Origin of the sequence: Massilia sp. METH4 (genome assembly GCF_037094685.1) — a bacterium.
Lineage (GTDB): Bacteria > Pseudomonadota > Gammaproteobacteria > Burkholderiales > Burkholderiaceae_D > Rugamonas.
On the sequence record NZ_CP146614.1, the window covers coordinates 4,241,235 to 4,260,732 of the forward strand.

Sequence of the window (19,498 nt, forward strand, 5' to 3'; positions counted from 1 at the left end):
CATGAACAAGATTCGATTTTCCCTGGTTGGCCTCGCCGTGGCAGCGGCGCTTGCCGGTTGCAACTTGGCGCCGGTCTACCAGCGACCGGCAGCCCCGGTCACGCCGGCCTGGCCGCAGGGCGAGGCATATCAGGCAGCCCCGGCTGCGGTCGATCCGAACCAGGCGGCAGACATTGCGTGGCGCGATTTCATCGCTGATGAGAAGCTCAGGCAACTGATCGAACTGGCACTGGGCAATAACCGGGACCTGCGCGTTTCCGTTCTCAACATCGAGGCCGCCCGTGCACAGTATCGTGTGACACGCGCCGACCGCGTGCCGAACGTGAACGCCAGCGTCGGCCAGACTGCCCAGCGCGTGCCGGACAATGCCTCGGCCACTGGCGAAGGCTACATCACGCGCCAGTACAGCGCGGGACTGGGGATATCGGCCTTCGAGCTCGACTTCTTTGGCAAGGTAAGGAACCTGGCGGAATCGGCACTGCAGCAATACCTGGCAACCGAGGAAGCGCGTCGGGCCCAGCAGATCAGCCTCGTGTCGGAAGTGGCCAATGCATGGCTGACGCTGTCCGCCGACCAGGAGCGCCTGCGCCTGGCGCAGGACACCCTGAAGAGCCAGCAGATCTCTTTGGAGCTGTCGAAACGCCGCTTCGAAGCCGGCGCCACATCCGGCCTGGACATGTATGAAGCCCAGACCAGCGTGGAGTCGGCGCGCAGCGACGTGGCCGTCTATACCGCACAGGTAGCTGCGGACCGCAATGCGCTCACGCTGCTGGTCGGCGCCGAAGTGCCGGCCGACTTGCTGCCGCAGGACGCGCTGCAGCCGGTTACCCAACTGGCTGACATGCCGGAAGGCGTGCCATCGGAGGTGCTGCAGCGCCGCCCCGACGTGCTTTCCGCCGAGCGCACGCTGCAGGCCTACAACGCCAACATCGGCGTGGCTAGAGCAGCGTTTTTCCCAAGCATCTCCCTGACAGCCTCCGCCGGTGCAGCCAGCAGTTCGTTGTCGAACCTGTTCAAGGCCGGTGCGGGCACCTGGACGTTCATTCCGCAGTTGACGCTGCCGATCTTTGCGGGCGGCGCGAACCAGGCCAACCTGGACCTGGCGCGAGCCAACCGGGACATTGCGTTAGCGCAATACGAGAAGGCGATCCAGTCGGCATTCCGCGAGGTGGCCGACGCGCTGGCGCAGCGTGGCACGCTCGAGGAGCGCGTGGCGTCCCAGGCGGCACTGGTGGAAGCTTCCGCCAGAAGCTACCGCATCCACGAACAGCGCTACCAGAAGGGCGCCGAGTCATACCTAAACGCCCTGGTCTCGCAACGCAACCTGTACGCGGCTCAGCAGGGCGACATCAGTGCGCGGCTCGCCAGGGCAAGCAACCGGGTGACACTGTACAAGGTACTCGGCGGAGGCTGGCAGTAATGCGAGGCCCCGCCCAGGACGCACCATTGCGGGGCACGACAGCCATGGCAAGCAGGATACCAGAGCAGATAGCGCGGGGAAACCTGCGCCGGAAACAGGTGCTTGACGCGGCGGCGATGTGCATGGCGCGCAGCGGTTTCCACGGCGCCAGCATGGCGTCGATCGCGCGCGCCGCGGGCATGAGCCCAGGGCACATCTACCATTACTTCGATGGCAAGGATGCGATTATCGCCGCCCTCGTTTCGGAACGTGTCAGCCGTCTTGCGGCGCAGATCGGCGCCATCGAACTGTCGGTGGATCCCCTCGCTGAAATACTGCAGGCGGTGCCCAAATGGATCGACGAATCGATCGATGCCGAGAAAGCAAGGCTGCCAGTGGAAATTGCCGCCGAAGCCTGCCGCAACTCGGTCGTTGCCGATATTGCGCGCGATGCCGAGCACCGCGCGCAGACGGTGTTCATCAGCGGCCTGCGGGCAGGCCGGGAGCGGCTTGGCCTGGCGATCGACGAGGGAGTCCTTCGTGCACGCACCAGTGCCATCTTCTCGCTGTTCGAAGGCTTGCGGATGCGTGCGCTGCACGAGCAGGGGGCTAACACTGCTGTCCTGGCAGAATCGGTCCGGATAGCGGTCAGGGGATTGTTGTACGAGTGAACCCGACAGGACAGCACACTGGATCGCGCGACAGTGCCTGGACGGCGTGATCCGCGGGATACAAAGCGGTCATCGCGGCACTGTCGGCTGCTCTGCAATTACCTGAAGTGCCGTGTCGATGAAAGCCTGGACTTTCGGCGATGTGTACTTCTGGCCTGGGTAGACGAACGAAAACCCGCTAACCATCGCCAGTCGCCACCCATCCAGCACGGGGACCAGGGCCCCGGAGCGATGGGCGTCCGCCGCCAGGAAGTCGGGTAGCAAACCGATGCCGCCTTCGAGCGCGAGCATGGCCTTGATCGCAATGGAATCGTCGGCGATGACACGGCCGGTGACCGGAATATCGACCTCGACCTTGCCGTTCCACAGCCGAAGTGATTTCATCCCTGCATAGCTGACGAAGTGGTGCAGCGCCAGCTCTTCCGGACGAGCGGGAGTCCCGTGCGCCTTCAAGTAATGCGGGGCAGCCCACAGCCCGATGGTCAGGTCGCGAAAGGGTTTCGCGATCATGGAGGAATCCTTCAGGGAACCTGCCCGTATTGCCAGATCTATGCCTTCGCCAATCAGGTCGGCAACGCGATTCGAGAGGATCATTTCCACGCGAACGTCTTCGTATCTGTCGAGGTAAGCCCGTGTGATTACGGGGAGCAAGGTATGACCGATATCGATGGGCACGGTCACTCTCAGCAGGCCGCTCGGTCTGCTCCGTGTCGACATCAATGCCGACTCTCCAAGTTCTAGTTCTTCGACCGCCCTGGCGCAGTGCTGGTAATAGCGCTGGCCCCCTTCGGTGACGTGCAGCTTGCGTGTCGTGCGCTGCAGCAGCGTCACCCCAAGGCGTTTTTCCAGCGCGGCCACTTTGGCACTAACGGTTGTCTTGGGCATCTTCAGCAATTTGGCTGCTGCAGAAAAGCTGCCGGTATCGACCACCCTGACAAACACGAGTACCGCATCGAGATCCATTATTGTGCGTCTTACCGTACAGTGATTCCCGATTATACCGTCTAGTGCAAAATCCGGGGCGCATCTATAGTGGCTTCATGACCGCATCTGTTGCACCGCGCAGAATGCGCAGACCACTATCACATGACGGATATCGAATGACCCGACTCACTCACCTGTTCTACGCGATTGGCCTTGCCACGACGGCTTTCCCGGCACTGGCTGCACCCAAGATCTATACCGCCGACGCCACTCATACTTTCCCGCGCTTCTCATACAGCCACCTGGGTTTTTCCTCGCAGCAGTCCACGTTCAACAAGACGTCTGCCGAAGTGGTATTCGATCAGGCCGCGAAGAAAGCGTCGGTCGACGTGTCCATCGACATGAAGTCCGTGAATACCGGTTCGGCCCTGTTCAATGAGCATATTCAGGCCCCTGACTTCTTCGATACCGCCAAGTTCCCAACGGCAACTTTCAAATCGACCAGCGTGGCGTTCGAAGGCGACAGGCCTGTTCGCGTCGACGGCAATCTGACGATCAAGGGTATTACCCGTCCGGTTGCCCTGACGGTGACATCGTTCCAGGCAAAGCCGCACCCGATGATGAAGAAGGACGCCATCGGCGCGAACGCATACACGGTGATCAAGCGTTCCGAATTCGGTGCCGGCGCGTACGCGCCGGCGGTCGGCGACGACGTGCGAATTGACATCTCGTTCGAAGCCTTGGCGCAGTAACGCCCGGCGATCCGGGTGCGAGCCGCTAGAGCGTGCCCGATCGATTCCAGACACAAGGAGATCATATGATTGGCATTACCGGAGCATCCGGCCAGCTCGGCCGGCTCGTCATCGAACAACTGTTGAGGCAAATGCCCGCCAGCGAGATCGTTGCGCTGGTGCGCGATCCTGCAAAGGCAGCCAGCCTGCAGGCTGCGGGCGTGCATGTTCGCCTGGCTGATTACAACAGGCCCGACACGCTCGGCCCGGCGCTCGCCGGTGTCGAGCGGCTGCTGCTGATTTCATCGAGCGAAGTGGGCCAGCGCACGCCGCAGCATCGGGCTGTCATCGAGGCGGCACAGCAGGCCGGCGTGAAGCTGCTGGCTTATACGAGCCTGTTGCATGCCGACACCTCGCCGCTTCCGCTCGCGGCCGAACACAAGGAAACCGAAGCATTGCTGAAGGATTCCAGTCTTGCCCATGTAATATTGCGCAACGGCTGGTATCTGGATAATTACCTGGGCCTGATCCCTGGCGCCGTGCAGAGCGGTGTCCTGATCGGTTGTGCCGGCGAGGGGCGCATATCGGCCGCGGCGCGCGCCGATTTCGCCCTGGCCGCAGCCACGGTGCTGACCCGCGCCAACCAGGCTGGCCGCGTCTATGAGCTGGCAGGCGACGAGTCGTTCACGCTGACCGCGCTGGCTGCGGAAATCTCCCGTCAATCAGGGCGGCCGGTCGCGTACCAGAACATGCCACAGGCCGAACACCGCGCTGCACTGATGGAGGCAGGGGTGCCGGAGTTCATGGCAACCGTACTGGCCGAATCGGACGCTGGCATCGCCCAGGGGGCGCTGTTCGATGACGGCCGCCAGCTCAGCAAGCTGATCGGCCGGCCGAGCACGTCGCTGGCGATGATGGTCAAGGCCGGGCTGGAACAATAACCGTACCGGGCCACGGCGCACAGCGCGCCGTGGCCAATGAGGAGCTGTCGTGCAATCACGCCGTTTACCCGTCTATTTCCTGTCCCATGGCGGTGGGCCGTGGCCATGGGTCGCGCCGATGCGCCAGGGACTCGCCGTTACCGCGCGTGAATTCGCCGCTCTGCCTGCGCGCCTTCCTGGCAGGCCCAAGGCGATACTGATGATCTCGGGTCACTGGGAATGCCGTGAGTTTACGGTGTCGACCGCGGAGCGGCCGCCGATGGAATACGACTACTCGGGGTTCCCTGAGCACACCTACCACATCCGTTACCCCGCCCCCGGCGCGCCATGGCTTGCCGGCCAGGTAAGCGAATTGCTGGCTTCGGCCGGGGTGCCGACCGGCGCGGACCCATCGCGCGGTTTCGATCACGGCGTCTTTGTGCCGCTGAGCCTGATGTATCCCGACGCCGACATTCCCGTCGTGATGCTGTCGATGAAATCGGACTATGACGCGGCCGAACATATCCGGATAGGGGCGGCGCTTGCACCGTTGCGCGACGAGGGTGTTCTCATTATTGGCAGCGGACTGACGTATCACAACATGCGCAATTTCGGCGGCGATGAATCGCTCACGGTGTCGACTGCCTTCGAACGATTCCTGGCAACGGCGATCGCCCATGAAAGCCCCGCCATGCGCAATGCGATGTTGGCGGCTTGGGAAACGGCGCCGATGGCACGCAGGGCGCATCCTCGAGAAGACCATCTATTGCCGTTGATGGTTGTCGCCGGCGCCGCGCAGGAAGACCCTGGGCGCACGCTGTTCGTCGACCAGTTCATGAAGATCGCGATGGCGTCCTATGAATTCGGCGTGAATGCCGGGCACGCTGGCACGGCGCGATCGGATGAATGACGGAAAGCCTACGCGACAGGTCGCAGTGCACGCTTCGACGCATCGCCAGCAGAGCTTGCTTTGATTTGGGCATGCGTGCCGTCGATGCGACGGTTCGGTGACGCAACTCACGCGTGAACACACCGCCCAGCGTCCAGGACCTCAATGCTTGCCCTCGGTCAGGACAGCCTGACCGAGGGCTTGACGCGCCGGCTGAGAACATCGATCAGCCACAGCAGGCTGCCCTTCCACGGGCCATGGATCCTCGACTGGTACTGCCGGTACAGCATCGCGTGGCCAAGCTGGGCAACGCGGCCCCGTATGAAGCCGCCGTCGAAGAAGCCAAATCGGCCGAGCGTTCCGTAGGCACCGTAACCGCCCAGCGAGACCAGCGAGCCGAAGTCCTCGTAGCTTGCGGCCGGCGCCGCTTCGCCGGCAATGATCCTGGGCAGGTATTTGCCGAGATAGCGTGTCTGCTGAAAGGCAGCCTGGGCCGTAGTGGGCACCGGCGCCTCCCGCCCAGGCAGCCTCGGGCTGGCGCAGTCGCCAAGCGCGAAGAGGGCAGGGTCGGATTCGACTTGCAGCGTGGGGCCGACCACCAGCTGTCCGGATCTGGTTCGTTCCAGGCCTTCCAGCGTACCGAGGAACTCGGGTGCCTTCACGCCCGCGGCCCAGACCTTGAGGTCGGCCGGTAGCGTCGCACCATCGATGAAGTGGAACCCGGCACTGTCGACCTTCGTCACGCGCGCGCCCGTACGTACTTCGACCCCGAGCGCCTCAAGCTTCGTCTGCGCGGCGCTTGCCACCTTGTCGGGAAACGGTCCGAGCAGGCGCGGGCCCGATTCGATCAGCAAGACCTTCAGATAGCCCGCAGCTCCACGGATGCCGTACTGCTCTGCCACCGCGGCGATTTGTATCAGCTCGGCCGCCAACTCCACCCCGGTCGCACCGCCGCCGACGATACCGACGGTGAGCGCCTGTTTCGCCAGTGCATACTTGACCAACTTGGCGCGCAGCCGGTCGTTGAATGCGATCGCCTCGGACCGACAGTCGATGCGTGCGCAGTGCTCCGCGACGCCAGGCGTGCCGAAATCGTTTGCCTTGCTTCCAACAGCCAGTACCAATGTGTCGTAAGCGATCGATCGTGCGGGGACAATTTCTTCTCCGCCGGAAATGAGCGGTGCGAGGCTGACCTGGCGCCGCGAGCGATCGATGGAAATGGCCTCGCCCAGTTCGAAATCGAAGCCATGCGACAGTGCCTGGGCTGCGAATACCGTCTGTTGCGCTCCAGAGTCCGACGTTCCGGCAGCGATCGTGTGCAACATCGGTTTCCAGACATAAGCGGTTTCGCGGTCAACCAGCGTAACCGCCAGGCGCTTCTTCCCGGCGTGCTTTCCGGCCAGGTGCGTGGCCAAATCCAGTCCAGCCACTCCGCCACCGATGATGACCAGCTTGTGTTCGTCCTTTACCATGTAGGTGCCCTTTCCTGTTGCGCTGTGGAGAATGACAGAATGATGTAGCGGCGCGAAACTTCGAGCGCCGGCGATTAACCGTACGGGACAGTTCAATTTTAGCTGAGGCTTTCGCATCAGAGCACGCGGTTGCCGATGGGGTAGCTAACACGGCGCTAGCGCGGCCCGGCCTCGGTGCTGCCCGGTTCGCAAATCCCTGTATTACCGGGAGCACCAGCCGGACCCGAGGCAAGGTCGCAGGTTCCCCGCAGCAAGCGCGATCGTCGCGTATCGCGATCCCTCGGCCCTGGTTGAGTCTTGGGGGAGAAGCACCTGTCGCCGGGCGGCCCGCTTTGCCGGCACGACGTTCAGGATGATCCCCCGAGAAAACTTTTGTTACCCCTTGGTCATACGACGTGCACCCGCATGCTGGCGGAACCTGCTCGCCTCAAGGTGCAGGCACTTCCGAATGAGGATCAGCCAATCCGTCGAGATGCTCGTGCAGGATCCGGCGGATCTCGAGGATCGCTGCGGGGGTTTCCTGGACGCTGTGCGAGTAGGGAATCACTTTTTCCGAAAGTGCCCCGGTGAGATGCGAACTCCGGTATGGCACAAGACCGTCGCTGGAATCGGCAAGGGGCACATGCGGCGTGTCGTTGGCGATGATGGAGTGGAACCGCACCGCTTCGCCTATCGGCAGTTCCGCAGAGGCCCGGATGAATGGGTCGCGCTCGCTCAAGTTGCGGATGCCGTTTGCGGAGTCGAGGAACGAATTCGGATCGACGTCGCCGGGTACAGCCAGCAATTCTGCCACGTCTTTCACCTTGGCGAGCACAGAAGCGGGAAGGGCGACCAGCCTTGCCGCGAAGCGCGCAACAGCGGATTCCGCGAACGGGGTCCCGCGGTGTGGAGCGGCAACGAACACCGCGCGGCTAACCTGCGGCAACGGGTCGAAACTGGCATACGGGGCAAGGACGGACCTGGCTTGCGCTAACTGGCCGCCGTCGAGCTCGCGGGTACGCGTAATGTCGTGCCAAAGCCTGTCGCCCGATGAAGAGACCGCTAGCCGGCTCAGCAGCCCGCCCATGCTGTGCCCGACCAGCACCATGTCGCGCGATGCCGGCGCCGTGCCACCTGGATCGAAGCGCGCCACGGTACGCGAGATGGCGCTACGTATTGCAGCATGATTGATCGCTATCGGTACGTTGGTAGGATAATAGATTTGCCAGATCTGGTAATTCTGACGAAGGCGCTCGTCGCCCAGCAATTCGTTCGCCACGTTGATCCATGCTTCCGGACTGCTGGCCAGTCCGTGAAGCAGAATGATCGTCCTGCGTGACGGATCGTACGGCTGCATCAAATACAGCCGGGGCTCGTCTAGCGCATTACCCTTCCCCACCAGCGTCAGAAGCGACTGGGCACTGAAGTCCGAGCGCGCCAGCCACAGGCCATATGCAGCCGTGAAATCGCCCGCCAGGGGAACGGTGGTGCCAGCGATCCTTACCGTCGATTGCCGGTAGGGATCGTGGACTGCGATGCGCACCTCTTTCGTTTGCAGGATCGCGTCGAGCGATGTGCCTGCAAAATCCACGATGACCGTCGTGGAAGCGAAAGGCGTTTCAAGATAGGGTTCGTGTCCGCGAGAGCGCGGCACGATGCCGGTTCCGGTCGACGACACCAGCGAGGCACCGATGCCATCGCGGCGGTACTGGTTGCGCACGCCGGCAAACGTCAGCGAAGCTGCAGGAATCAGTTCAGCGGGCAACTCGCTGCCATGCACGAGGCTGCCATCGATACGGCCTTCGATGCGCCATTTTCCGGATACGAGAGAGAAGCTGCCATCGCTGTCGACGCGCCTTTCATTGCGCCCTTGGCGCTGTGCTGCGCCGAACAGGTTCGTAACAGCTTGCTGGACCGAAAAATTATAGTAGTCACGCACCTGGCCCTGACGTTCCTCGAGCGCACGCTGTTCAAGCCGTCGCCTGGTGAGGAAGAGGTAGGCGTGGGCGTGCCGCGCGGCCTCGAGGTAGGCATTGATGATCGCCTCCGGATCTTGCGTCGCGGCAGGTTGGCGAATCAGTGCCAAGCCTTCTTCCAGCCATAGCTCCGACAAGACGGAGAGGCGCTGTTCGTCGTTGAGACCAGTGGAGGCACCGACTTGCAGCCTGCAGGTCGCCGCCTGGCGCGCACATGTCTTGCGGTCTGTTCCGACGACCTGCAGCGCGTTTTCCGCAGGAATGCTCAGCCGGCCCGTGGTCAGAATATCGCCGCGCCGGGAGGTCATGTAATCACGTGTCGGGAGGGAAGAAACCTTAACCCCCGCGCAGCCGGCAATCATTCCCGCAAGAAAAGCGAATAAGATTGCACGTGAGCCGAAGGGAAAAAGTACGCGCATGGCAGGTGGGTCGGAATATAACGAGGTGAAGTGCATTGGGAAAGCGATCACTATGCGGCACGCCTGGCGTGACACTGTTTCGGCAGGCTGCCATCTGAACGGCTGGGCAAAAGCATCAATCTGATGTTCTGACGCGTAACGCCTCGTTCCTTGCGCCCAAGTATAGATCAAAGCCGAACATGCTCACCAGCGGCGAAGGTCCATCGCTCAGCCGTGCCGCGACAAGGCTGACGGCCGAAATGTCCCCGGTACGGTGGAAACGCGTGCTCATCCGCCACCTTGCTGCACTTGCTTGACCGCGCCGGCCATCGCTTCCCAGGCTTTGACCACATGCTCGAAACGTCCCTTGTGAAGAAAAAGGTGGTCGGCGCCCCGGATGGTCAGATGGCGGAACCTCGCGTTCTCCTTGCGCAGTCTTGCGTCGAACGCGGCAGCATCCGAGTAGGCTGCGTCGAGCTCTGCGCTGACGATGAATACTTCTGGAAGTTTGGCAAGCTGGTTGGAAAATATCGGAGACGCCAGGGGATTGCGCCTGTCCAAGTATTTTGGAAGATAAACGTCGTTGACCTGCTCCATGGTGGCGACCGTCAGATCCTGCTTGCGCTCCGTGGAAATGCTTTTCGTGTGCGGATCGCTGTCCAGATCGAGGACCGGAACACACGCGACCACGCCACGCAGGCCGAAACTCTGTCGTTCGAGCGCCAGCAGAGCGACGGCAATCGACAGGTTCGCGCCTGCGCTTTCGCCACCGACCGACAGGCGTTCGGGATCGATTCCCAGATCGTCGGCGTGGCATGCTACCCATTCGATGACCTCATGGGACTGCATGACTGGCGCGGGGAATGTGTCGCGCGGCGCGAGGACGTAATCGATGTTGATGACGACGCAGCCTGCCTGATTCGAGAGGTAGTTGCACCAGGGCGCATCGGCCTTCAGCCCGCCCACTACGAAACCGCCCCCGTGAAGATGGAAATGCACCGGCAGCCTGGACCCCGCCATCGTGGCTGGACGGTACATGTCGATCCTGGCAGGGCCGAAGGAAGTGGGCACAACGTGGCGTTCCACTGTCGCGGCGCCAGCGCGAGGATACCGGCCGAATCGGGCCGTGACGGCCTCGAGCATCCTGACGATCAACTTCAGCAGCGCAAGCTTGAGTCGGCCGGCATTGGTCAGGCGCGCCATGTCGGGGCCCGCGACCGTGGCAGGCTGGTTCAGGACGGCGATGCCAGCCATGATGAGGATCAGTAGCAGGCCGAGTCCTGCGAGAATGACTTGTCGAGACATTTTTTGCTTTCCTTTGCAATCGCGTCACGTTATTACAGCCATGCCTGGACAGCACGACAGGCCATCAACCGGTCCCCGCAGGGGAGCTATACGTCGGCGTCCGGTACGAGCTGGCGTAGCGGCTTCGAGAACGCCATGCCGATGAAGCCGGGATAACGCTTGCCCTCCCGTAGCATACGGACCTGCACCACGGATCAGGGTGCTGCGACAGTCAAGTACAGTCGCAGCGGCCGGAAACATCGGCTCTTAAATCTATACTGGTCGGTTTAGTTTAACATTGTTGGACCATGCGGCTAGGAAAATACAGATTAGTTCGCCAAAATTTCATCCCAGAAGCCTCATGCGTGTACGGGCGGTTATCTGACAGTGCGGGGGACGGCTATCGGATGTTAGGCGGCATAGAGCTGGATATGGAGCACGTCTGCTGATCCGATCGCACGGGTTTCCCTCCGCATCAACAATCTTGTCCTTCCCGATTGCTTCGGTTAACATGAATTAATATCAGGCAGTCTGATATTAACTGGGCACGGCATGGACGACATGGCCCACCGGGCTGCGGATTCTGCGGCGTGATTGGACGATCTGTTATCGAAGCGGAGGTTGCATCGACACCGTGCCTCGAACCCTGAGCCGTCCCAACCCCTTCACTAGAGCCAACGTCATGTTTTCCTACCAGCCGCCAGTCAAGCACATGCAGTACGTACTGTCCGACGTCTTGTCGGCAACAGACACTCTAAGGGTGGATGCCGGTTACAACGAGATCGACGAACAGCTCGTCAGGCAAGTGCTGGAAGAAGCAGGGCGCTTCACTGCCGAAGTGCTATTCCCGGTCAATGCGTCGGGCGACAGGCAAGGGTGCCGGTTCGAGAGCGGAGCCGTGTTCACGCCGGACGGTTTCCGGGATGCGTACCGCCAGTTCGTCGATTCGGGTTGGGCTGCACTGGCATGCGACCCTGGGTACGGCGGACAGGGCTTGCCGCATGTACTGAATTGCGCGCTGCAGGAAATGATGATCAGCGCCAATCACGCATGGACGATGTATCCCGGCGTACTGCATGGGGCCTACACGTGCCTCAAGGCCCATGGCAGCGAGGAACTCAAGCAATACTACCTGCCGAAGATCGTGAGCGGCGAGTGGCTTGTGACCATGGCCCTGACCGAACCGCAAGCAGGCAGCGATGTCGGCCTGCTGCGCACTCGCGCGGTGGAAGGAGACACGGGCACCTATCGTCTGTCAGGCAACAAGATCTTCATTTCCGGCGGCGAGCACGACCTGACCGAGAACATCGTTCACCTGGTGCTGGCCCGGATTCCGGGCGGGCCGGAGGGCAGCAAGGGCGTTTCGCTGTTTGTCGTGCCCAAGATATGCCCGGATGGCAGCCGCAATCAGGTTACCTGCACCGGTATCGAGCACAAAATGGGCATCCGCGGCAGCGCCACTTGCTCGCTTGAGTTTGCCGGAGCTACCGGCTGGCTGGTCGGCGAACCACACCGCGGGCTTGCTGCCATGTTCGTGATGATGAACGCGGCGCGCATGCTGGTCGGAGCCCAGGGCCTGGGCATAGCGGAAACCGTGTACCAGAACGCTGCAAGGTATGCGAACGAACGACTGCAAATGAAAGCCGTCGATCGGCCTGCCGAAAGAAAGGACCAGCCTGCCGATCCGATTGCCCTGCATCCGCCCGTCAGGCGCCTGCTGCTGTCGCAACGTGCCTATGTCGAAGGCGGTCGCATGATGCTCTACTGGAGCGGCCTGATGCTCGACCTTGCCGAGCGCCACCCAATCCCCCAGCGCCGTCAGGATTTCGAACAGATGCTGGCGCTCGTGACACCCGTCGTGAAAGCGTTCCTCACCGAAAAGGGATTCCAGGGAGCGAGCGATGCGCTGCAGGTCTATGGCGGGTACGGCGTCATTACCGAGACCGGCGTCGAACAGTACCTGCGCGACTGCCGCGTCACGATGATCTACGAGGGTACCAATGAGATCCAGGCGATCGACTTGGTAGTGCGCAAGATTCTGGGGGACCAGGGCGTGCGCCTGGGCCGCTTCCTCGAACTCGTGCGTGCAACAGTGCAGGCCGAGCGCACTGGACCCTTCGCCGGCCATAGCGAATGTCTGTCCAAGCTTGCCACTGAGCTTGCCGCTATCGCGCGGGCCGTGTGCGAATCCGGCACCGCGAACCTGACGCCGCTTCACTGGGTTGCCGGCGACGTTCTCCGCCTGATGGGGCATTGCATCATCGGCTGGCTGTTGCTCAGGAGTGCGAGCGCTTCCTGCAACAACCGCGAAGACGATTACGCATTTCACGACGAGCGACTGGAAACCGTCGATCACTACTTCGCGTATGAGTTTACCGAGACGCACGCAGCACTGGCCGTGCTACGCGCAAGTTTCGCGCAGCATGGCCTGTCCCTGACGTGGTAGGCCCGTCAGCAGCCGCGAGGACGAGCATGATATCGACATGCATCGTCACGCTTAGCGTGCGGGCCTTGCCCCTCACGGCCCAGTTAGCGCCACGCCATGCCAGCCACGGGCATCCAGGCTTGCCTTCCATACCCGTTCGATCTCGTGTACAACGTCGGGACGCTTTGCTCGTGCACAGGGCAAAGCCGGATTACATTGCGGAGCACTGCCGACCGGCCTGCACCGGTAAATCGATTTGCCGCGCTCATTCTGGAACACTATGCGGCGCTGTGCCAGGACCGCCGAGCTGCTCTAGCATTCCAGATGCCATTTGCGGTAAGGTTCGCCGGGCATGTCCCACGGCCAAATCCTCCATGCGTTATTGGCTGACGCACTCGTGTACGCCAAGTCGGAGTGATATTCCAAATATAGGAAATCGTAACAGGATGCCATGCGCCACCGTCAGTTAGACCTCAACCTCTTGATCCCGTTACAGGCCTTGCTGGAACACCGCAGCGTTACGCGCGCGGCATTGGCCGTCAACGTCAGCCAGTCGACCATGAGCGGAATCCTGCAGCGGTTGCGCGACAGTCTCGGGGATCCGCTATTGGTACAGGTAGGACGGCACATGCGGCTGACACCGCTTGCGGAGAGCCTGATCGGCCCGTCACAGCACGTACTGGATGACATCGATTCGTTGCTTGAAACCCAGGCAGTGTTCGATCCTGCTACTGTGCGCAGCAGGATCGTCATCGCCACGTCCGACTACGTGGTATCGGATTTTCTGGGAGACTTGCTGGCACGCATCGCGCAAGAGGCCCCGCGCTTGCGTTTCGTTCTGGCGCCACCGGTGGCTGACTGGGGCAACGAAATGGACGCCGGCCGTGTCGACTACGTCATCTGTCCTGCACATGTATCGTCTAGCGAGCATCCCTCGACAGTCCTTTTCGAGGACACCTATACCGTCGTTGCATGGGCAGAGAACCGGCCCACTCGAGGCATCGAGAGGCTCAGCTTGGAGCGGTATCAGTCTCTCGGGCATGTGATCTTCCATACTGCCGTGGGGCGTCCCTGGTTCGAGCAGTGGTACACAACCGAGTATGGCGAAAGCAGGCGTATTGAAATGCTCGTCAGCGGTTTCAACATGATGCCCGCCCTGGTGATCGGCACCGACCGCATTGCCACGGTCCAGACGCGTCTCGCGCGGCGCGCGGCTGCTGTGATGCCGCTCAAACTGATGGCGTTGCCCATCGCGGTACCTCCGCTCGTCGAGGTGGTGCAGTGGAGCCGGCATCGCGAAGCTGATCCTGTCCACAAATGGGTGCTGGCCCGACTGCTGGCGGGCGCTTCGGAACTGGCGGCCGTCTAGAGGCATTCATCGCATCACCATCGATGCTTCTGCGCTGCCACCCGGTATGCCTGCCATCGACCGTAAGCAGCACGCTGCCTCAGCCCCTGCCGAGGCATAGTTCCTGGGTTTGCAAGCACCATGCATCGAGAAATCCGATAATCTGACCACTAAAAAATCGATTTGTCCAATAGTGGATCGGTCTCTTAGAGTATCACTTAGCCGAGCCGTAGAGCTTACGGCTACTCTTGGAGACTAATATGAGCATTGAATTCCTCCCGGGCGCCTGCACGGCCGCCGGCGGTCCATACGCGGGCAAGGTGGGCGCCAACTATCCTCGCAATCAGTGGTGGGTGGCCGCGACGACCGATGAAGTCACGCGCCAGCCCATGCGGCGCTGGCTGCTCGACCTGCCGGTCGCCCTGTACCGTACGGAGGCGGGCGCCGTCGTCGCGCTCGACGATCGTTGCCCCCACCGCTGGGCGCCGCTGTCCAGCGGCTGGCTCGAAGGAGACAACATCGTTTGTGGCTATCACGGGCTGCGTTTCTCGACGGAAGGGAGATGCGTCAAGGCGCCTACCCAGGCGAACCCGCCGACGCGCGCCAAGGTGCATGCCTATCCTGTCCGCGAGATCGGTCCACTGGTGTGGATCTGGACCGGCGACCCCGCCCTGGCCGCCGACAGCGAACCGCACGCCGTGGACTGGCACGTTGATCCAGGCTGGAGCCTGGTCGGCGGCGCGATGGAAGCGGAAGCCAACTACATGCTGCTGAAGGAAAACGTGCTGGACTTGACACACTTCGGCTACGTCCACCGCACTACTTTCAAGATCCTCGATTTCGACCGTCCACCCGAAGTCACGGTCAAGGGCGAACAGGTTGAATTTCACCTTGAATTCCCCGCTGTCAAGCTGGCGCCATTGTTCGGCGCTCTGACGGGCTTTGGCGAACGGCCGATTGCGCGTGTGAACTGGGGGCGCAGCCTGTCGCCCGCTCTGCACCTCGCGGGGCAGGATTTTACCGATCCCGCGCCGCAAGCCGGTCAACGCCGCACCGCCGCCTTCCGCGTCATGCACGCTACCACGCCGATCAGTCCGACCCGCATGCACTACTTCTGGATGGCGGGCTGGGACGTGCCGTTGACCCAGGAACAGCGCGACCTGATGCGCGACACCACGTTGCTCGGTTTTAAGGAGGACAAGGACATGATCGAAGCCATCCAGGCCACGATCACGCAGGACCCGCGCGGCCTGAACTACCCGGAAATCATGGTGACGAGCGACCAGTCGGCAGTGCAGGCGCGCCGGCAGTTGCAGATTCGCCTGGCCCGCGATGGCGAATTGAACCAACGGAATTGATCGCCATGACAAAACGAACCCTGATACGTTGCGACCGCCTGTTTACCGGCCTTGAGGACGAAATACGCCGTGACCATACCATCATCGTCGAAGAGGGCTTCTTTACCTACGTCGGCCCGGCATCCAACGCACCTGCTCAGGCGCCGGGCGATACGGTCATCGATGCTGGCGAACGGTTCGTCATGCCGGGCCTGGTAGATGCGCATACCCATCTTGTATTCGGCAATGCCCGCAGCGAGGAAGATATCGATTTCTGGGGCACACCGGAATTTCGCGCGCTGCGGGGACTGTTCTTCGCCCAGCGCGTCCTGGCCGCAGGCTACACGTCCATCGTGGTGCCGGGAGACGCCGGGAACTGCAGCATCAGTGTGCGGGATTCGATCAATGCCGGCCTGTTCGACGGCCCGCGCATTGCTGCCAGCAGCAACGTGATCGCCAACCGCCACAGCCTGAACGACTGGTTTCCCGAGCATGTCGGCACGCCGGACTATGTGACCGGACGGCTGTGCACGACGCGCGATGCGCAGATCGAAGAAGTGCGCCGCCAGGCCAAGGCCGGCGTCGATTGCATCAAGATCGCGATGGACGGTACGCACTTCCGCGAGAACGGCACGCACATCGCGGCGTTCACTCAGGAAGAAATCAGCGGCATGGTGACCGAGGCCCACAGGCTCGGCAAGAAGATCGTCGTGCACGCCTATGGCAAGGAAGCTGTCCTGTATGCGGCCAGGGCCGGCGTGGACATCATCAACCATGCATTCTTTGCCGACGACGAGTGCATCGAAGCGATGCTCAAGTCCGGCAGCCACGTCTCGCCGACGCTGACATTCCTGCGCAATAACGTCGACTTCTGCCCGAGCTGGGAACCGACCGCCACCTCCGGCTACCAAGGCGCGCAACGGCGCATCATCGAGGTCGCGAAAAAAACCTTGAACCGCATGCGCGAAGCCGGCGTGCCCTTCATGGCAGGCAGCGATTCGGGCTTTGCCGTGACGCCGTACGGCGAGTGGCACGCCCGGGAAATCGAAATCCTGGTCGACTGGATCGGCTTCACGCCGGCCCAGGCGCTGCGCATCGCGACCGCCGGCACGGCCAAGGCGATGCCGCGCGGGCAACTGCTGGGTGCGATCGAGGCAGGCCGCCGCGCCGACTTCCTGCTCGTCGACGGCGACCCGCTGGCCGACGTACGCGTGCTGCAGCAGCGCGAAGCAATCGACGCGGTGTACCTCGACGGCCGCTTGATGTCGTTCAAGCAGCGCCCATACGACGCCTACAAGGTGAGCCACTTCAATTCGCTGAAGTGGACCGATGTCTACAGCCGTGAGCGCGTTGCCGAAATTCGCGCCACGACCTGAATCCCAAGCGAAAAATACCATGACACAGACTTTGCAAGAACAACTGATCAGCCTGGAACAGAATCGCTGCCGCTGCCTGATGGAGAACGACATCGACGGCTTGCGCAATCTGCTGTCGAAGGAACTGGTGCACGTTCATACACGGGCCAATGTCCATAGCCTGGACGAATATCTCCATTTTGTCCGGGAGGTGACCCAGGTCCTCGACCTGAGCCGCGGTCCACTGACGGTACGCGAACTGGGCGACGGTGCCGCCATCATGCTGGGCCGCCAGACCAACCGCTCGCGGGTACGTTCCAGCGGGAGCGTCGTCGTGACGCAGGCCCAGGTCACGCAGGCCTGGGTGCGCGAACAGGATGGCGCATGGCGCATTGCTGTCTTCCACGGTACCGCGCTGCCGGCGGAGCAGGCCAAATGAAGCTCGATGTCGCGCTGGCCGTTGCGCAGGGTGTCCTGGCCGAAGGGCAAACTCGCCACTTTGCACCGTTGACGGTGGCGGTCCTCGATGCGGGCGGCCACACGGTAGTGCTGCTGCGCAGCGATGGGTCTAGCCTATTGCGGTCGCAGATTGCCACCGGCAAGGCATACGGCGTACTGGGCTTGGGCTTCGGCGGCCGTGAACTGGCGGCGCGCGCCGCGAAGATGCCTGCATTTTTCGACGCCCTCATTGAACTGTCGGACGGCCGCATGGTACCGGTTCCCGGTGGCGTGCTGGTGCGCTCGGCCGATGGTGCGCTGCTGGGCGCCGTCGGGGTCAGCGGCGACACCTCCGACAACGACGAGATCTGTGCGCTGGCGGCGATCGAGGCGACCGGACTGGTTGCCGATGCAGGGTAGCGGTGGCATTGGGCCAGCGCTACCCTGCATTCGCCGGGTCCGGACAGTCAAGCGCACGGCCAGTTTGACGACAAATTTCTCGGCACCGATTTCCAGCACCCATCGCGCGGCAAGGCCGTGCAAGCGCGCGCGCCAGCGGCCAAGAGACTGACAATAACCATGGGGAGCAATGCATATGGAACAAAGCCGCAGCGAAAATTACCGCAAGCTGATCGATGAAAGCAGGCTTTCGGGCATGCAGTGGACCGTGATCGCCCTGTGTTTCCTGATCATGTTCCTCGACGGCCTGGATACCGTACTGATCGGCTTCCTCGCACCGTACATCGGCAAGGAATGGCACTTGAGCAAGGATGCGTTGACACAGGCATTCACGGCAGGTGTCGTCGGGCTGATGATCGCTGGATGCCTGGCGGGCATCCTGGCCGACCGCGTTGGCCGCCGCCCCTTGCTGCTGCTGGCGGTAACGCTGTTCGGCGCGAGCAACCTGGCGACCGCTTACTGCGATTCGCTGGGCATGCTGGTTGCCTTGCGCTTCCTGACCGGCCTCGGCCTGGGCGCTGCCATGCCCTGTGCGGTGGCACTGGTATCCGAGTATGCACCTGCGCGGCGGCGCGGCCTGATCACTACATCGATGTACAGCGCCTATACCCTGGGCGGTGCGGCAGTCGGCTGGATTACGCCGATCATCGCGCAGCAGCACGGCTGGCGCGCCATGTTCGTGGTCGGCGCAGTACTACCGCTCGCACTGTTGCCTTTCCTGTTGTTGTCGATGCCGGAATCGATCGGGTTCCTGGCAGAGCGCCGGCGCGACCTCGCCAAGGTTGCAGCCCTGCTGTCACGCATCCTCGGGCGGCGGGTCGACGCAGCGGCGCTGGCTTTGACTGCTCAGCCCGTGGCGCCCAGCAACCCGCTATGGACGATCCTGTCGGCTGGCTATGGCCTGCAGACGACGCTGCTGTGGCTCGGCAATGGAGCTGGACTGCTGATTACCTTTACGCTGATTAACTGGCTGCCGAGCTTCCTGAGCTTCAAGCACGTCACGACCTTCACGGCCGCGTTCAGTGCTGCCTGCTTGCAGGCCGGCGGTGCGATCGGCTCGCTAGTCATGGGCTGGCTCATGGACCGCATCGACGGCCGCAAGGTCACGGTCTGCGTGTACCTGGGCGCTGCTGTCCTTTCTCTGGCCTGGCCCGTTGCCCTCGACGGCGGAGATGGCGCGTTGCTCGCAGCCGGTTTTGCCGCGGGCATGCTGGTTATGGGCGGCCAGACGGGATTCCAGGTACTGGCCACTTCGGTGTATCCGGTCGCGGTGCGCGCAACCGGACTGAGCTGGATGCAGAGCGTCGGTCGCCTCGGCGGCATCCTCGGCATCCAGCTGGCCGGCCTGGGTATCGCCCGCAACATCGATCCGGTGCTGATGCTCCAGGCGCTTGCCGTGCCGGCGCTGGTAGCAGCGCTCGGCGCAGCAGCGCTGCACTGGCGTTTGCGCCGGCGACCAGGCTATGGTGCCGCAACCAGCCACGGCTGACCCG

The 19,498-nt window shown here is 62.4% G+C and carries 16 protein-coding genes; 12 read left to right on the top strand and 4 right to left on the bottom strand.

Annotated features, from left to right (window positions below; all coding sequences use genetic code 11):
- Position 1 precedes the first annotated feature (1 nt).
- Positions 2-1,420 carry an efflux transporter outer membrane subunit gene (locus V6Z91_RS18730; protein WP_338759506.1) on the top strand — a complete coding sequence of 473 codons (1,419 nt, stop codon included), beginning with the start codon at positions 2-4 and terminating at the stop codon, positions 1,418-1,420.
- Positions 1,421-1,464: 44 nt separating this feature from the next.
- Positions 1,465-2,070: a TetR/AcrR family transcriptional regulator gene (locus tag V6Z91_RS18735; RefSeq protein WP_338759509.1), complete on the top strand. Its 606-nt coding sequence runs from the start codon at positions 1,465-1,467 to the stop codon at positions 2,068-2,070.
- A gap of 69 nt (positions 2,071-2,139) precedes the next feature.
- Here V6Z91_RS18735 and V6Z91_RS18740 read toward each other — a convergent pair whose 3' ends face one another.
- Positions 2,140-3,033, bottom strand: coding sequence for a LysR family transcriptional regulator (locus V6Z91_RS18740; protein WP_338759511.1), 894 nt, complete (start codon positions 3,031-3,033; stop codon positions 2,140-2,142).
- A gap of 137 nt (positions 3,034-3,170) precedes the next feature.
- Here V6Z91_RS18740 and V6Z91_RS18745 point away from each other — a divergent pair, with 137 nt between their 5' ends.
- From V6Z91_RS18745 to V6Z91_RS18755, 3 genes are all read left to right on the top strand, one after another.
- Entirely contained in the window at positions 3,171-3,746 is a 576-nt protein-coding gene (locus V6Z91_RS18745) for a YceI family protein (protein ID WP_338759514.1), read from the top strand.
- A gap of 65 nt (positions 3,747-3,811) precedes the next feature.
- Complete coding sequence (locus V6Z91_RS18750; RefSeq protein WP_338759517.1) at positions 3,812-4,666, top strand: SDR family oxidoreductase; 855 nt, start codon at positions 3,812-3,814, stop codon at positions 4,664-4,666.
- 49 nt (positions 4,667-4,715) lie between these two features.
- Positions 4,716-5,555 carry a class III extradiol ring-cleavage dioxygenase gene (locus V6Z91_RS18755; RefSeq protein ID WP_338759520.1) on the top strand — a complete coding sequence of 280 codons (840 nt, stop codon included), beginning with the start codon at positions 4,716-4,718 and terminating at the stop codon, positions 5,553-5,555.
- Positions 5,556-5,713: 158 nt separating this feature from the next.
- Here the strand turns inward: V6Z91_RS18755 and V6Z91_RS18760 are convergent, their stop codons facing one another.
- From V6Z91_RS18760 to V6Z91_RS18770, 3 genes are all read right to left on the bottom strand, one after another.
- Positions 5,714-7,006: an NAD(P)/FAD-dependent oxidoreductase gene (locus tag V6Z91_RS18760; protein ID WP_338759523.1), complete on the bottom strand. Its 1,293-nt coding sequence runs from the start codon at positions 7,004-7,006 to the stop codon at positions 5,714-5,716.
- A 427-nt stretch (positions 7,007-7,433) separates the two neighbouring features.
- Entirely contained in the window at positions 7,434-9,269 is a 1,836-nt protein-coding gene (locus V6Z91_RS18765; RefSeq protein WP_338759526.1) for an alpha/beta hydrolase, read from the bottom strand.
- A 378-nt stretch (positions 9,270-9,647) separates the two neighbouring features.
- Positions 9,648-10,664, bottom strand: a complete 1,017-nt coding sequence (locus tag V6Z91_RS18770; protein WP_338759529.1) for an alpha/beta hydrolase — start codon at positions 10,662-10,664, stop codon at positions 9,648-9,650.
- Positions 10,665-11,325: 661 nt separating this feature from the next.
- Between V6Z91_RS18770 and V6Z91_RS18775 the strand changes: the two genes are divergently transcribed.
- From V6Z91_RS18775 to V6Z91_RS18805, 7 genes are all read left to right on the top strand, one after another.
- Positions 11,326-13,089 carry an acyl-CoA dehydrogenase gene (locus tag V6Z91_RS18775; RefSeq protein ID WP_338759532.1) on the top strand — a complete coding sequence of 588 codons (1,764 nt, stop codon included), beginning with the start codon at positions 11,326-11,328 and terminating at the stop codon, positions 13,087-13,089.
- A gap of 430 nt (positions 13,090-13,519) precedes the next feature.
- Entirely contained in the window at positions 13,520-14,437 is a 918-nt protein-coding gene (locus V6Z91_RS18780; protein ID WP_338759535.1) for a LysR family transcriptional regulator, read from the top strand.
- A gap of 239 nt (positions 14,438-14,676) precedes the next feature.
- Entirely contained in the window at positions 14,677-15,774 is a 1,098-nt protein-coding gene (locus V6Z91_RS18785) for an aromatic ring-hydroxylating dioxygenase subunit alpha (RefSeq protein WP_338759538.1), read from the top strand.
- Between the two features lie 5 nt (positions 15,775-15,779).
- Positions 15,780-17,129 carry an amidohydrolase family protein gene (locus V6Z91_RS18790; RefSeq protein WP_338759541.1) on the top strand — a complete coding sequence of 450 codons (1,350 nt, stop codon included), beginning with the start codon at positions 15,780-15,782 and terminating at the stop codon, positions 17,127-17,129.
- Between the two features lie 19 nt (positions 17,130-17,148).
- A complete protein-coding gene (locus V6Z91_RS18795) occupies positions 17,149-17,547 on the top strand; it encodes a nuclear transport factor 2 family protein (RefSeq protein ID WP_338759543.1) in 399 nt (132 codons plus the stop codon).
- On the top strand, positions 17,544-17,966 hold the full coding sequence (locus tag V6Z91_RS18800) for a heme-binding protein (RefSeq protein WP_338759545.1): 423 nt from the start codon (positions 17,544-17,546) through the stop codon (positions 17,964-17,966). Before V6Z91_RS18795 ends, V6Z91_RS18800 begins: the two co-directional genes overlap by 4 nt.
- Positions 17,967-18,141: 175 nt before the next feature.
- A complete protein-coding gene (locus tag V6Z91_RS18805; protein ID WP_338759547.1) occupies positions 18,142-19,494 on the top strand; it encodes an MFS transporter in 1,353 nt (450 codons plus the stop codon).
- Positions 19,495-19,498: the final 4 nt, after the last annotated feature.

Coding starts and splice junctions, on each gene's coding strand:
- V6Z91_RS18730 (WP_338759506.1), top strand. CDS start 2: ATGAACAAGATTCGATTTTCCCTGGTTGGCCTCGCCGTGGCAGCGGCG.
- V6Z91_RS18735 (WP_338759509.1), top strand. CDS start 1,465: ATGGCAAGCAGGATACCAGAGCAGATAGCGCGGGGAAACCTGCGCCGG.
- V6Z91_RS18740 (WP_338759511.1), bottom strand. CDS start 3,033: ATGGATCTCGATGCGGTACTCGTGTTTGTCAGGGTGGTCGATACCGGC.
- V6Z91_RS18745 (WP_338759514.1), top strand. CDS start 3,171: ATGACCCGACTCACTCACCTGTTCTACGCGATTGGCCTTGCCACGACG.
- V6Z91_RS18750 (WP_338759517.1), top strand. CDS start 3,812: ATGATTGGCATTACCGGAGCATCCGGCCAGCTCGGCCGGCTCGTCATC.
- V6Z91_RS18760 (WP_338759523.1), bottom strand. CDS start 7,006: ATGGTAAAGGACGAACACAAGCTGGTCATCATCGGTGGCGGAGTGGCT.
- V6Z91_RS18765 (WP_338759526.1), bottom strand. CDS start 9,269: ATGACCTCCCGGCGCGGCGATATTCTGACCACGGGCCGGCTGAGCATT.
- V6Z91_RS18770 (WP_338759529.1), bottom strand. CDS start 10,664: ATGTCTCGACAAGTCATTCTCGCAGGACTCGGCCTGCTACTGATCCTC.
- V6Z91_RS18775 (WP_338759532.1), top strand. CDS start 11,326: ATGTTTTCCTACCAGCCGCCAGTCAAGCACATGCAGTACGTACTGTCC.
- V6Z91_RS18780 (WP_338759535.1), top strand. CDS start 13,520: ATGCGCCACCGTCAGTTAGACCTCAACCTCTTGATCCCGTTACAGGCC.
- V6Z91_RS18785 (WP_338759538.1), top strand. CDS start 14,677: ATGAGCATTGAATTCCTCCCGGGCGCCTGCACGGCCGCCGGCGGTCCA.
- V6Z91_RS18790 (WP_338759541.1), top strand. CDS start 15,780: ATGACAAAACGAACCCTGATACGTTGCGACCGCCTGTTTACCGGCCTT.
- V6Z91_RS18795 (WP_338759543.1), top strand. CDS start 17,149: ATGACACAGACTTTGCAAGAACAACTGATCAGCCTGGAACAGAATCGC.
- V6Z91_RS18800 (WP_338759545.1), top strand. CDS start 17,544: ATGAAGCTCGATGTCGCGCTGGCCGTTGCGCAGGGTGTCCTGGCCGAA.
- V6Z91_RS18805 (WP_338759547.1), top strand. CDS start 18,142: ATGGAACAAAGCCGCAGCGAAAATTACCGCAAGCTGATCGATGAAAGC.